Genomic DNA, 14231 nt, shown 5'->3' with positions numbered 1-14231 from the left:
TAGCATACAAAAACCCCGAGTGTTAATCGGGGGTAGCAGTGTGAAAATATAAAAATAGTCTAGAAAATTAATCAAAATGTTTTCGCTGTTTTCCTTTAACAAAACGATAGGCCAAAAAAGCAATGTATAAAGGTGTGGCAATATAGATTAGATAAGGAAATTGTTCATATGTACTTTTATAGCTAACATACAATAAACTACCAAGAAAAATCGTAACGATTGTTCCGTATTTTGGAAGTGGGATTTCCTTTAAGCTTGGAATTCTAAGCTTGCTTACCATTAAGAAGCATAACGCTGTAAAAATGACCGTGGTTACTATCTGAGGGATGTGATTTCCAAATAATGTTAATATCGCAATGATTCCGCCGGCTGCAGTAATCGGAACTCCAATAAAGTAATTGAGGTTTGATTTATTTGTACTTATGTTAAAACGTGCAAGTCTATATGCTCCAAACAGTGGAAATAATCCTGCTATTGCTAGTCCAAGCCAATCAAATTGGAAAAAATAAGTATAGTATACTAAAAACGAAGGTGCGACTCCAAAGGTAACAATGTCAGCCAAAGAGTCAAGTTCTTTGCCTAATTCAGTGTCGGCATTGAGCATTCTAGCAAGCCTACCATCCATACTATCGAGCATCATTCCAATTAAAATTAAAATAGCCGCATTTTTATAGGAACCATGTGAAGCGAAACCTACTGATAAAAAGCCACAAAACAAGTTTCCTAGCGTAAACATATTCGGTATCATTTTTGTAATTCTTATTCGCATTGTAGTTCAACTCTTTCCTCTTGCAAAAAACAAAGCATGCCACTGCAAGATTTATACATAATGAATTGTCAGGTTTAAACCTATAAAACTAATCATATCATTAAATGTTGTATGATTAATTGAAAAAATTAGCAACACGCATATTTAAATGATAACCTAAAATATAGAAAATCATTTAATATGCAATAAATTTAATTTTATTACCATTAAAGAACCGGGTTGGTGCCGATGATAAAAAAGCTATTAAGAAATATTAAAGTCCTATTATTACGTCTTTTAAGGATAAATGATAGTGTTCATGGAATAGCAATTGGTTTTACAGTCGGTGCACTAGTGAATTTTGTTCCAACCTTTGGATTTGGTCCTGTTCTATCCGCAGCAGGCGCAAGATTGGTAAAGGGGAATCCGGTTGCAGGATTCATTGGGGGGCTTTTGTTTCTCTGGGCATTTCCAATGTTGTTTTATTTGAATATTGTTGTTGGACATGCATTGCTTATGGTGATGAAGTTTATGATCCCGCTGGTTGGTGAGCGATTTGCCGGAGAACTTTTGATTTGGCAGGCCTTCGTGCTTGGAATGTTAATTAATCTCCTTTTATTTGGTATGAGCATCTATATCATTATTTATTTTTTTATGAAAAAATATCGCTATGATATCTTGATGTTTATCTATAGAAAATGGAAAATCTAGTTGTAGGGGATGTTTTTACATCAAGTATTTTAATTATTTAGGGGGAGAAGTTTGTGGGTAAGTTGTTACAGGCAAGGGTTTCTGTAATATTTTTTGCAATCTTAATAGTAATCTTTGGTTTTAATTGGTTCACGGGTGAAAAATCACGATCATTTTCTGAGCCACATGAGGCCATCCTGGACCTAGATCAGAATCTAATTGTTATCCCGGCGTATAAAAAGAATAATGTGTCATTAAACTTTTTTATTAAGGACAATAATAAATTCGGGGCTACCTTTGTTGAACATGGTATTTTCGGTTGGAAAACCCATGGAAACCTACTATACAATGATATAGGGAAATTTGCGGATTATGAAACATTGGAGCCATATCGCGTTCATGATGAATACTTTGTTTATGGCTTAATTCACGCTAAGGAAGAACCGCAAATTCTAGTTAACAGTAATGAAGCTGTACTGATTAACATAGAAACTGTAGATAATCCGAAGATAAAAGAGCTTAAAATGGATAATATGTATATTTGGTACTTGGAGAGTTCGATGCCGATTCCAGATGGTAAATTAGAACTTAAAGACAAAGCGAGCGGAGATCTTATCAGCACAACCAAGCTTGACATGAAAAAAGAATAATTTAACGAATTAACGCAGTGGGGGACAGGCCCCCGCTGCGTTAATTCGTTAAAGAGATTGCTGTTCTTTTGGTGGGCTTTTTATATTTGTGAAAGAATATTATAATAGCGTTGAGGTGAAGACGATGGCAAGGGAACGTAAATTTTCCACAGAGGAGCTATTTCAGGCAACGGAAAAAATTCTACTGCAGTATGGTTACGAAGGATTTACATTTAGTCTTCTCGCAGAAAAAATCAAGGTATCAAGAGGAGCTATATATAAATACTACGAAAACAAAGAAGAACTGATTTTTGATTACATGATTGCTGAAATGGAGACCTTTCTCTCGAAACTTAGTGAGATAGAAAACCAAGAAGGATTTTCAGCTCAATTTGATTTTTTAATGAATGCTATATTTGCAAAAACAGAAATACATACACTTATTGGGGTCACACAGCATATCCCAGTACATAGCAATAAAAAAATCAAAGACAAAAAAGCAAGGCTCGATCAATTCCATTTAGACATGTATAAACATTTACAAAATTTTATTAAATTAGGAAGAGCCGAAAGAATTCTAAAACCAGAAATTCCAGATGGATTGATACTTGGATTTATTTTTCAATCAATTACTATTCCTAATCATTTTGGCATTACTAAAGACGAATGGATACATTCAATTAAGGAAATACTTAGTCACGGAATGTTTGTCGAATCAAGTAATTGACACTGATTCAAGTTTGAAAGATAATAAAAGTGACGCTTGTGTCATTTATTTTTATCTAAAGTGACAAATTTGTTACTTTAAGTGAATGGAAGAAAAAATGCTTCTGTTGGTATATTAGTGTGAAGCAGCAACGATAGGGAGGAAGTACAAAATCATGAACTCATTCTTACAGTCTATTACTGACCGTGTTACTACTCGTAAAGGAATGTGGATAACGCTTGGAGTTTGGCTTGTAGTTACAATGCTCTTAGCGATGTTGGCTCCAAGTGCAAAGGAGTACGAATCTACAACGATTCAATCTATTCCAGAAGATGCAAAGTCAATCATTGCCCAAAACAAGGTAGATGAATACTTTGCAAGCAATGAAGGGACACCAGCGATTCTGGTCTTTCAAGCCAAAGACGGTGGAGAAGTTACATTAAAACAAATTAAACCTTTCTTTGAAAATATTGATAAAGTAGAAGGAATCAAAGAGATTGTCCCATTAACAAACATGCCACCACAGGCAACAGCGAATTTCTTTTCTGAGGATAAAAGTACATTAATTTTACCACTAACGTTTGAACCAGATTTTGAATCGAAAGAAATGAGAACCTCTCAAGAAAAGATTAGTGAAATGGTTAAGGATAAGACCGATTTAACCTTAAATATTACAGGTCCAGCAGGAATTGCCGTCGATTCTCTTAACCTGTTTTCTCGTGCAGATGTTGTTTTGTTACTGTCTACAGTTGGAATCGTATTAGGATTGTTAATTGTCATTTACCGTTCGCCGTTATTGGCACTGATTCCATTGTTAGCAGCTGTATTTGTTTATGAAGTGGTCAATCAGATCGTTGGATTAATGGGTATGGCAGGTTTACTTATCAGCAATCAAACCTTATCGATCATGACGATCCTGTTATTCGCGGCAGTTATCGATTATTCATTATTTGTATTCTCGCGCTATCGTGAGGAACTGAAGCAGCATGAAAGCAAGTTCGATGCGATGAAGTTGGCAATGAGAGAAACTGGAATGCCTGTTTTCTTCTCAGGAGGTACGGTTCTTGCGGCAATGCTAGTTCTTTTCTTCGCGGAATTCGGAGATTATCGTAATTTTGCCCCTATTTTTGCCACAGCCATGGGTGTCATTATGCTAGCTTCGATTACGCTAGTACCGGCATTATTTACTTTGTTCGGCAGAAAATCATTTTGGCCAAAAATCCCTAAAGTTGGCGAATCAACTGAAAAGTCGAGCTCACTCTGGGGTAGAGTTGGTACCTTTGTTGTCAATAAACCAGTTGTATCAGTTGCTGTAGTCGGATTTATTTTATTATTATCAGCTGCCAACATGCTGAACATGAAATATGAATTTGATACGATGAAATCGTTCCCGAAAGATATGCAATCAAGACAGGGGTATGAAATTTTAGAAGACAAATTTGAAAAAGGTGACCTTGCTCAAACAACTGTCTTGTTTGAATCGAAGGGAACAGTTAGTGCTGAAGCACAAGAAGATCTTCGTCAAGTGCTTGCAGGCGAGCCACTTGTCAGCAATGTTCGTCTAAATGGCACAGCTGGGGATAACAAGATTATTCAGTATAGCCTTACTTTTTCAGAAAGCCCATATGATGTTAAAACGATGGATGCTTTGGAAAAAATGAGAGACAAGGCTGACAAACTCGTTGATGAAGTGAAACTCGATGGCGACCTTCATTTTGCTGGGGAAACAGCTAAAAAGGTCGATGATCGAGCGGCTAATGATCGAGACCTAATCGTCATTGTATTATTAGAATCATTACTCATTTTCGTATTACTAATCGTAATGACGCGTTCATTTAAAATGCCAATCTATATGATGGGAACTATACTAATTTCGTTCCTTGCTGCAGTGGGATTAGGGATGTTCCTAAGTAACCTATTCTTTGATATTGATACGATTAGTAATCGTGTACCACTTTATTCATTTGTGTTCCTAGTTGCACTTGGGATTGACTATAATATTATTTTAATCTCGAGGTTTATGGAGGAAAGAACGAAACATCCAGTGAAAAAAGCGGTAGAAATTGCCGTGGCGAATACTGGTGGCGTAATTTCTTCGGCGGGAATTATCCTTGCAGCAACTTTTGCAGTCCTAATGACTCAGCCAGTTCAGCTATTGTTCGTGTTTGGATTTATCGTTGCCGTTGGGATTCTCTTAGATACATTCCTAATCCGAGGTATCTTGATGCCTGCGTTAATTGTTTTATTGGAAAAAGACAAACCAGCTGCGGGCAAAAAAGTTAGCTCCCATAGTTAATAAAAAAGTTACACTATAATATAAAAAATCCCGCCAATTCAAAATAGATTTTGGTGGGATTTTTGTTTGGTATTCCTTAATCTTCTGGGTAATAATTCAAGTCTCTAAATAGCTGTGTTTTTTCTTTTTTTGTTAAGTCGCGCCATTGACCGAGTGGAAGATTACCTAAATGAATATTCATAATTCTCGTCCGTTGAAGTCGACAAACCTCATAGCCGAGCACTTCGCACATTCTCCGAATTTGGCGGTTTAAGCCTTGTGTTAGGATAATTTGAAAGACATACTTGGAGATCTGCACAACTTCACACGGCAACGTCTTTGTATCTAATATCCTTACTCCTTCAGACATTTTCTTCAGAAAATCAGGTGTAATCGGCTTATCGACGGTCACGATATATTCTTTCTCATGCTTGTTTTCAGCACGAAGAATTTCATTAACGATGTCTCCATCATTCGTCATCAGAATTAAACCTTCCGAATCCTTATCAAGTCTACCAATATTAAAAATCCGTAAAGGATGATTGACTAAATCAACAATATTCCCTTTGACATTCTTTTCGGTTGTGCTCGTTATGCCAACGGGCTTGTTGAGGGCGATATATACATTATTTCTAGCAACGGTAATTCTATCGCCACTTACGAGAACTTCATCGCCTGGCTTTACTTGGTCGCCGATTTTAGCCACTCTCCCGTTAATTTTAACGCGGCCTTCACTAATTAGTTTATCTGCACCACGCCGGGAGGCTTTGCCAGATTCGCTAATAAATTTATTAATTCGCATGCTCACTGCTCCTTTAAGTGGAGAAATTTCATCACAAAGTATGCCCAATCCCACCGTAGTTTCAAACTATTTTCGCTTATTTGCAATACCTATATTAAGGTATTTTTTGAAAAATAAATATAAAAAATTTTTCTACTTCAAGAAATAGTCACTTTATGACATCGGAAAATATGTTGTGTTGTTTGCTTAGTTATTGTAGTATAGTAATAGTTTTTAAAAAATAAATAGATTTATCTTATCCAGAGAGACGGAGGGACTGGCCCGACGAAGTCTCGGCAGCAACTCCTAAGCGAGTGTAGTGCCAAATCCAGCAAGCTGTGTGCTTGAAAGATGAGATGATGGTTAATTGCTTATTAAACCTCTTCTTGTCGTTATCAAGAAGAGGTTTTTTTATGGATATTATTGATCGGAAGAGGTGCTATCATGACTGTGAAAGAAAATGGGAACCCACGGGCGTTATTGCCGTTTATTGTTTTTTTAATATTATTTATTGGTTCTGGTATTGTTACAGGGGATTTCTATAGCTTTCCTGTACTTGTAGCAATTACGATTGCTGCGGCTGTTGCTTTTATGATGAATCCAAAGGAAAGACTGGATACAAAGGTGGAAATCTTTTGTAAAGGTGCTGGAAATTCGAATATCATCCTAATGGTATTAATTTTTCTATTAGCTGGAGCCTTTTCTGAAGTAGCAAAAGGAATGGGAGCAGTTGATTCGACGGTCAATATGGCATTAGCCCTTGTACCGCAAAACTTTTTAATGATAGGACTCTTTGTTATTGCTTGCTTTATCTCATTATCGATGGGAACAAGTGTGGGAACGATCGTCGCCTTGGCTCCAATTGGAGTCGGTATCAGTGAGCAAACCGACATCTCGATGGCACTTACGATGGCAGCATTAATCGGTGGTTCGATGTTTGGTGATAATCTATCTTTCATTTCCGATACAACCATTGCTGCTGTTCGGACGCAAGGAACAAAAATGAAAGATAAGTTTAAAGTCAATTTTTTAATCGTTTTACCGGCTGCGGTGATTACTTGTCTGATACTTGGTATGTTAACGATGGGAAGCGTAGCTTCCATCACTGGTAATGATTATAGCCTGATTAAAATATTTCCTTATCTTGTGGTTCTAGTATTAGCTTTAGCAGGTATGAATGTTTTTCTGGTTCTTCCAATCGGAATTTTATTTGCCGGTGGCGTTGGTTTGGTTGATGGAAGTTATTCCTTGATGGCTGTCATCCAAAAGCTTGGAGACGGAATGGCTGGTATGTACGAAATTTCATTTCTGGCGATCTTAATTGCTGGGATGGTTGCTCTTATTCAACATAATGGCGGTATCAATTATTTGTTAAATCTTGTGACTCGTAATATAAAGTCGAAAAAAGGGGCAGAATTTGGGATTGCTGGTCTTGTTAGCTTGACTGATTTATCAACGGCCAATAATACAATATCAATCATTATTACAGGACCTTTGGCGAAAAACATTGCAAGTAAATATGGAATTGACCCAAGACGTATAGCTAGTATTCTTGATGTTTTCTCGTGCAGCATCCAGGGGCTAATTCCATATGGAGCGCAATTATTAGTGGCAGCAGGAGTGGCAAAAATCTCACCGATGAGCATTTTACCGTACTCTTATTACCCAGCGCTAATTGGGATTTGTGCCATAATTGCTATTTTAACTGGCTTTCCAAAGCTTAAAGATGAAGAACAGATTGAAGTGTCTTCTAAAATCCTACTAAAAAAGGCAGAATAAATCAGATTGACAAAGCCCTAGACTTTTAAAGGTCTAGGGTTTTTTAAAAAACGATATAATACTAAACAAATACAAAATTCGACATTTATAATATTAATATAATTATTCTGCTGTTATTTTTGTATTTTTTTCTTGAAATGTTACGAAATAATGAAATACTTCTGAAATATTAAAAAATAAAGATATTATACTAGACGAGTAGATAGAATTGTTTTAAAATACTAATTATTAATAAAACAGTCGCTATAATAGCTTCATAGGAGGAACAGAAATTATTTTTTAAGCTAATTTGTCAGAAAAATCAGTAAAAGGGAGACGTCTATGATGAAGAAAAAACTAGCAAAGATCTTTATGGCTTCAACCATGATGGTTGGAATATTAGCAGGTTGTTCCGGTGGTGATAAAGAGACCTCTGGCGGTACTAATTCTGATACAATCAAATTTGGGGTGAACTTAGAGCTTTCCGGCGGAGTTGCCTCCTATGGTGAATCACTAGAGCAAGGTATCGATTTGGCTGTTGAAGAAATTAATAAAGATGGCGGAATTGATGGGAAAGAAATCAAACTAGTTAAGGCGGATAATAAATCGGAGGCAGCGGAAGCGACAAGTACAGCAATTAAGCTTACTAGTCAGGACAAGGTAACAGCGATTATCGGTGCTGCTACAAGTGGGAACACTGTTGCACAGGTCCAAATTGCTAACGATAATAAAACGGTATTATTAAGCCCATCTGGGACAGCCCCAAACGTTACAGTCAATGAAGATGGCAAACTTAATGAGTTTGCGTTCCGTACTTCTTTTATTGATCCGTTCCAAGGGACTGTAGCAGCTAATTTTGCAGCAAAGGAATTAAAGGTGAAGACAGCTGCAATTTTTGCGGATAGTGCAAGTGATTATGCAAAGGGCTTGGCTGATTCCTTTAAAGAAACCTTTGAAGCAGCCGGCGGAAAGGTTATTGCTGAAGAGGCTTACGTTGGTAAGGATACTGACTTCCGTTCAACTTTAACTCGTATTAAAGGTAAAAATCCTGAATTCATTTTCATTCCTGGATATTATGAAGAAGTAGGTTTAATTGTTAAGCAAGCACGCGAGGCAGGCATTGATGTTCCGTTAATGGGAGCAGATGGTTGGGATTCTCCGAAGTTAGTAGAATTAGCCGGTGCAAAAGCGTTAAATAACACATTCATTACAAACCACTATTCTTCTGAAGATCCAGATGAAAAGATTCAGAACTTTGTTAAGAAGTTTAAAGACAAGTACAAAGGAGCGTCACCTAACGCATTTAATGCTCTTGGTTACGATACCGTATATTTATTGGCAGATGCGATTGAACGTGCAGGAAGCACTGATTCTGTGAAAATTAAGGATGCTTTAGCGGCAACAAAGGATTTATCCCTTGTTACGGGAATTGTAACAATTGATAAGAAACACAATCCGATTAAATCTGCGACTGTACTAGAATACAAAGACGGTAAACAAGTATTTAACACAAAGGTAGATCCTAAATAATCACAAAAAATGGGAGGAGCCACAAGGCTGACCTCCCATTTTTTTATTTCACTAAGCATAAGAATTCTTCAATATAGGATCTTACCTCGTGCAAGCTCGGGAAAACGCCGGCTGCCTCTTTTAGTACATCTTCTTTAGGTTCTACTAAATCCGGAACAATCATCACTGGAATCCCTGCAGCCCTTGCCGCTAAAAAGCCATTGTACGAATCTTCAATGACAAGGGAATTTTCTGGTAGGATATTTAAGGCTTCGCACGGTTTTAAGAATATTTCTGGATTAGGCTTGCTTTCTTTTACCTCATCGCCACCAATGACAAAATCGAAGTACTCATTTACACCCTCATGTTGAAGGTGACTAACAATATCTGAATGGCGGCTTGACGAGGCAACTGCCATTTTTATATTCATTTCCTTAAAAAAATTTAATATTTCGATTAAGCCAGGCTTAAGTCCTAATGTTCCATTCTCTTCAAAAATATTTTTTCTTTCTTTCCAGGATTCCGAATGCCAAAGCTCAACTGGAGCATTTTCCCCAAAAGCGTCTTTAAGCACTGCCATAATCGCATCATAATTTCTGCCAATAAACCGTTTTGTTATATCGATTGAATAGGAAAATTGATATTTTGCAGCAACTCTTTCCCATGCTAAATGCCCAATTCTCTCCGTATCAAACATCAGACCATCCATATCAAATATGACTAATTCTATATTGCGAGACAAACAACTTCCTCCTCTAAAGCGCAAACATATTAATGCATTTGTGTTAATCGTTCTACTTAACTATTATTAATTATAATACTGTTTCTGTAAAATGCATGCTTTTCCGAAAAATCTCCAATATTATGGAGAGAAATTTTCTTAAAATAAGTTATACTGCATATATTAATGATTAGGGCGTGATTTACATACTATATGCATTCTTTTTATTTATTTTAGCAGGAATAGGTGAAATTGGTGGTGGTTATTTAATTTGGCAATGGCTACGCGAAGGTAAGCCGTTCTATTGGGGAATATTTGGGGCAATTGCACTTACTTTATATGGAGTAGTTGCAACCTTCCAAACATTTCCAAGTTTTGGTAGAGTATATGCTGCTTATGGTGGAGTTTTTATCATCCTCTCAATTTTGTGGGGCTGGGGGGTTGATCGGAAGACCCCAGATTTATATGATTGGGTCGGGGGTGCCATTTGTATGGTAGGAGTACTCGTCATGCTATTTGCCCCGCGGCAATAATGATAATTAAGGTTGTGTTAATGCACAATTTTGATTTTTGCCTCGTTGATTGGAGCGGAAATCAACCTTTTAATTTAGCACCTTTTTTTAAAAGAAAAAAATTTTTTGTTATTTTTTAAAAAATCATCGGGAAAATAAAACCAAATAAGCAAAAATCTCATTGAATTTGTTATAATATAATTCTAAGTGTTTTAATTTATTGAGGAGGAACATTTTTTTATGTCAATCGAAGTAGGCAGTAAGGTACAAGGGAAAGTAACAGGCATCACTAATTTTGGTGCATTCGTAGAACTACCAGGAGGAGTAACAGGGTTAGTCCATATTAGTGAAGTAGCGGATAGCTATGTAAAAGACGTGAACGATCATCTGAAAATCGGTGATATGGTTGAAGTAAAAGTCATTAGTGAAAAAGACGGAAAAACTGCCTTGTCAATCAAGAAAGCTATCGATAAGCCTGAGGCTCAACAATCATCCTATTCACAACGTCCAGCACGTCAAGGAAGATCAGATAACCGCGGTGGGAAGGATTTCCGTTCAAAAGGAAATTTCAAACCAAAAGAGAGCTTTGAGGATAAAATGGCAAAATTCTTAAAAGCAAGTGAAGAAAATTTATCTTCTTTAAAGCGTAACACAGAAACAAAACGCGGCGGTCGAGGCGGAAGACGCGGATAATATAAACTAAATTAATATGTTCAACATAGATTAAGGGAATGATTTATACAATCATTCCCTTCTTACTTTTATAAAAGTCTTTACTAGTGGTGGTGATTTTTGGTAGGTTTTATTTTAAATCATCTTAAAAAGGAGTGCATTTTGAATGAGTAAAATAATGATCAAAGAACTTGAATCTACTAATGAAATGATGGAAGCTTTCCCAGTAATGAATCAATTAAGAACACATTTGGATCAAAAAGAGTATCTAGAGTTAGTACTTGAAGCACAAGAAAAAGATAGCTACCGAATGTATGCGTTATTTGATGAGGGTGAAATTGTGGCGGTTATCGGCTTTAAGCCAATGATTACGCTATATTACGGAAGATTTGTCTGGGTGTGTGATTTGGTTACAGATTCAACTAAACGCTCAAAAGGATATGGCGAAAAGCTGTTGAAATTTGTTCATGAATGGGCGAGTAACCACAATTATAATAGTGTGGCACTATCTTCTGGATTGCAACGGGTTGATGCGCATCGTTTTTATGAAGCAAAAATGGGCTATGACAAAGTAAGCTTCGTGTTTAAGAAAAATTTATAGAATGGACCGTTTGGACTAGTTGTATGCATTATTATAGGTAATAATAACTGAATATTTAGAAAAATTTGAATTTAAAAGATTTATTTTATAGAATAAAAGGAAGACATAATGGTTGAAAAAATGAGGTTTCACCAATGATAGATTATTCATATAAAGGAGTCTATTAGTATGAAATACTACATAACCATTTTTATTTTCCTAATTATCATGTTTTTAACAGGCTGTTCTCAAGATAAGTCAACACAAACGAAGGAAGCTAACACATCGCAAACAAAAGAAGCGAAGACAGAGGTCAAAAATGAAGCGACGGTTAAAGAGGAAGATCCTGAAATGTCTTTTGAGGAAAAGCAGCAGCGGGTTGCTTTGTTTTTCCAACAAGATTTAGGAAATATGGACGAAATGGAAGTTGAGGCGCTACAAACGATTACGACTACTTCGTCAGAAACAATTAATCACGAGCAACACTTGTCTGTTTTAGTCAATCAAAAGCTGCCAGCCTATGAAAGTGCAGTATCGCAAATAAAGCAGTTAAAGCCTGAATTAAGTGAACTTAAAGCAATCAAAGGAACCGTGTTGTCTGCTAATGAAGCATACTTTAAAGCTTTGCAGCTGCAAAAGAAAGCGATCGAAACTCAGGATTTGAAATTCTTTGAACAGGCAAATGAAAAAATGAATCAATATTTGCGGATTTTAGAGGATTATCATTTTCAGGTTGAGGAGATTACCCAAAAATATCAGGTAGAGCTTTCGAATGGTGAAATTGCCTATTAATGGTGAATAGAGAATTATTTGCATGAAATAGAGGCTTTAGTTGAAATATAACAATATGAATAATGATAAACAAAAAGAACCTATTAAATGGTTCTTTTTGTTTTGAAAAAATCCGCTTCTATGAGGAGGAATATCCTTGAAAAAGGGTAGCAATAACGATGATAAACGGTTTAAAATTGCCAATCGGGAGGCATTGATTGGTGTTGTGCTCGTCATTATCAATTTCCTTTGGTGGTATGGCTTTGGCTATGGACTTGGTTCAGGCGATGTGGAGAATTATGAGTATGTGTTCGGTTTGCCGGCTTGGTTCTTCTATAGTTGTATTTTGGGTACAATCGCTATGATGGTCCTCGTTACTGTTACGGTAAAATATTTTTTTACTGACGTACCTTTTGGGGAAGATGAGGGGGACAAATAATGAATTGGCCTGTCATAACTCCGCTTATCATATTTCTCGGGATTATTTTTGCTGTAGGGTTTTGGTCTAATAAATTTGTGATTCAATCCGATTCTTTTGTAAAGGAATATTTTTTAGGTGAAAGGCAGCTTGGAGGCTTTGTGCTAGCGATGACCATGGTGGCAACGTACGGAAGTGCCTCGAGCTTTATTGGTGGACCAGGAGTAGCCTATACAAAGGGCTTGGGCTGGGTGTTTTTAGCGATGGCACAGCTAGCGACAGGCTATTTTGTTTTGATGGTCCTTGGGAAGAAGTTTGCGGTTGTGGCGCGTCGCTATGATGCGATTACCTTAATCGACTTTTTAAAAGAGCGATATCAAAGTACTGCGGTTGTGCTAATCTCGGCAGCAAGCATTATCATATTTTTATTCTCCTCGATGACGGCACAGTGGATTGGCGGAGCGCGGTTAATAGAATCGCTGACAGGCTTGGCTTATCCGATAGCTCTCCTGATTTTTGTCGGTTCGGTACTCTTGTTTGTTGTGGTAGGAGGCTTTCGGGCAGTAGCTGTAACAGATGCTGTGCAAGGAGTGGTGATGTTCTTAGGAACTTTGATTTTGCTTATTGCGACGATTAAAGCAGGAGGAGGAATTAGCAACATCATTTCGAGTTTAGCTGCTGAAAACCCTGATTTAATTAGTCCTTATGGTGCTGCACATGATTTATCTCCAGCCTATGTTTCTTCATTTTGGATTTTAGTAGGAATTGGTGTTGTAGGTTTACCGCAAATTTCAGTGCGGGCAATGTCATATAAAAATTCACAGGCCATGCACACCGCTATTATTATCGGAACAATTGTTGTTGGATTCATTATGCTAGGGATGCATCTAATCGGTGTGTTTGCTAGACCCATTCTTCCTAATATTGAGATAGGTGATACGGTAATGCCAACGTTAGCGATGGAGGTGTTGCCGTCGTATGTGGCTGGAATCGTCCTCGCGGCCCCGATGGCAGCAATCATGTCAACAGTGGATGCTTTACTGATATTAGTCGGTTCTACGATTATTAAAGATATTTATTTAAATTATTTTAAGCGGGATGCTGAAGTATCTCATATAAAAAAGGTTAGCTTCGCTGTAACTGCGCTTATAGGGGTTTTTGTCATCGTGTTTGCGCTTCGGCCGCCAGATTTAATTGTTTGGCTTAACTTATTTTCCTTTGGTGGCTTAGAATCAGTATTTATTTGGCCGATTATTTTTGGACTATATTGGAGCAAAGGAAATAAATATGGGGCTGTAACGTCGATGCTATTAGGGATGGGGTCGTACATTCTGTTTGACCGGCTTTATCCAAATGCATTCGGATTTCATACGGTCGTCCTACCCATATTAATCTCACTGACTGCATTCGTCATTGTCAGCCTAGTCACAAGCCAAAAATACAATGTAACGCATTAACGCG

At 37.1% G+C, this 14231-nt stretch carries 15 protein-coding genes and 1 riboswitch; of the genes, 12 read left to right on the top strand and 3 right to left on the bottom strand.

Features of this window, described 5'->3' with window-relative positions:
* Positions 1-67 precede the first annotated feature (67 nt).
* Positions 68-763: a CDP-diacylglycerol--serine O-phosphatidyltransferase gene (gene pssA, locus FXW34_RS07720; protein WP_147533634.1), complete on the bottom strand. Its 696-nt coding sequence runs from the start codon at positions 761-763 to the stop codon at positions 68-70.
* A gap of 234 nt (positions 764-997) precedes the next feature.
* On the opposite strand from pssA, the gene FXW34_RS07715 reads away from it, so the two are divergent.
* The 4 genes from FXW34_RS07715 (at position 998) to FXW34_RS07700 (ending at position 5069) form a co-directional block, all read left to right on the top strand.
* Entirely contained in the window at positions 998-1459 is a 462-nt protein-coding gene (locus tag FXW34_RS07715) for a DUF2062 domain-containing protein (RefSeq protein ID WP_147533399.1), read from the top strand.
* Between the two features lie 53 nt (positions 1460-1512).
* Positions 1513-2088, top strand: a complete 576-nt coding sequence (locus FXW34_RS07710) for a hypothetical protein (RefSeq protein ID WP_147533398.1) — start codon at positions 1513-1515, stop codon at positions 2086-2088.
* 88 nt (positions 2089-2176) lie between these two features.
* On the top strand, positions 2177-2794 hold the full coding sequence (locus FXW34_RS07705; RefSeq protein WP_246140931.1) for a TetR/AcrR family transcriptional regulator: 618 nt from the start codon (positions 2177-2179) through the stop codon (positions 2792-2794).
* Positions 2795-2948: 154 nt separating this feature from the next.
* Positions 2949-5069, top strand: a complete 2121-nt coding sequence (locus FXW34_RS07700; RefSeq protein ID WP_147533397.1) for an MMPL family transporter — start codon at positions 2949-2951, stop codon at positions 5067-5069.
* A 76-nt stretch (positions 5070-5145) separates the two neighbouring features.
* On the opposite strand, the gene rluF is transcribed toward FXW34_RS07700, so the two are convergent.
* Positions 5146-5850, bottom strand: coding sequence for a 23S rRNA pseudouridine(2604) synthase RluF (gene rluF / locus FXW34_RS07695; RefSeq protein WP_147533396.1), 705 nt, complete (start codon positions 5848-5850; stop codon positions 5146-5148).
* 232 nt (positions 5851-6082) lie between these two features.
* Positions 6083-6187: riboswitch (SAM riboswitch) on the top strand.
* Positions 6188-6279: 92 nt separating this feature from the next.
* On the opposite strand from rluF, the gene FXW34_RS07690 reads away from it, so the two are divergent.
* On the top strand, positions 6280-7608 hold the full coding sequence (locus FXW34_RS07690; RefSeq protein ID WP_147533632.1) for a Na+/H+ antiporter NhaC family protein: 1329 nt from the start codon (positions 6280-6282) through the stop codon (positions 7606-7608).
* A 324-nt stretch (positions 7609-7932) separates the two neighbouring features.
* Entirely contained in the window at positions 7933-9117 is a 1185-nt protein-coding gene (locus FXW34_RS07685; protein ID WP_187118878.1) for an ABC transporter substrate-binding protein, read from the top strand.
* Positions 9118-9160: 43 nt separating this feature from the next.
* On the opposite strand, the gene FXW34_RS07680 is transcribed toward FXW34_RS07685, so the two are convergent.
* Complete coding sequence (locus FXW34_RS07680) at positions 9161-9838, bottom strand: HAD family hydrolase (RefSeq protein WP_147533394.1); 678 nt, start codon at positions 9836-9838, stop codon at positions 9161-9163.
* Between the two features lie 185 nt (positions 9839-10023).
* On the opposite strand from FXW34_RS07680, the gene FXW34_RS07675 reads away from it, so the two are divergent.
* The 6 genes from FXW34_RS07675 to panF all read left to right on the top strand — a co-directional run bounded on the left by FXW34_RS07675 (position 10024) and on the right by panF (position 14227).
* On the top strand, positions 10024-10350 hold the full coding sequence (locus tag FXW34_RS07675; RefSeq protein WP_147533631.1) for a YnfA family protein: 327 nt from the start codon (positions 10024-10026) through the stop codon (positions 10348-10350).
* Between the two features lie 219 nt (positions 10351-10569).
* On the top strand, positions 10570-11022 hold the full coding sequence (locus tag FXW34_RS07670) for a S1 domain-containing RNA-binding protein (RefSeq protein ID WP_147533393.1): 453 nt from the start codon (positions 10570-10572) through the stop codon (positions 11020-11022).
* Positions 11023-11167: 145 nt separating this feature from the next.
* The gene (locus tag FXW34_RS07665; protein WP_147533392.1) at positions 11168-11602 is read left to right on the top strand and encodes a GNAT family N-acetyltransferase; all 435 of its coding nucleotides are present in this window, start codon (positions 11168-11170) and stop codon (positions 11600-11602) included.
* Positions 11603-11770: 168 nt separating this feature from the next.
* Entirely contained in the window at positions 11771-12373 is a 603-nt protein-coding gene (locus FXW34_RS07660; protein ID WP_147533391.1) for a hypothetical protein, read from the top strand.
* Positions 12374-12509: 136 nt separating this feature from the next.
* Positions 12510-12791, top strand: coding sequence for a YhdT family protein (locus FXW34_RS07655; protein ID WP_147533390.1), 282 nt, complete (start codon positions 12510-12512; stop codon positions 12789-12791).
* Positions 12791-14227, top strand: a complete 1437-nt coding sequence (gene panF, locus FXW34_RS07650) for a sodium/pantothenate symporter (RefSeq protein WP_147533389.1) — start codon at positions 12791-12793, stop codon at positions 14225-14227. The genes FXW34_RS07655 and panF overlap by 1 nt, the downstream gene beginning before the upstream one ends.
* The last annotated feature ends 4 nt before the right edge of the window (positions 14228-14231 follow it).

Source organism: Bacillus marasmi (assembly GCF_902168435.1).
Classification (GTDB): Bacteria; Bacillota; Bacilli; order Bacillales; family Cytobacillaceae; genus Bacillus_BU; species Bacillus_BU marasmi.
Note: the sequence above shows the minus strand (reverse complement) of the source record. Positions and strands in the feature narration are given on the sequence as shown.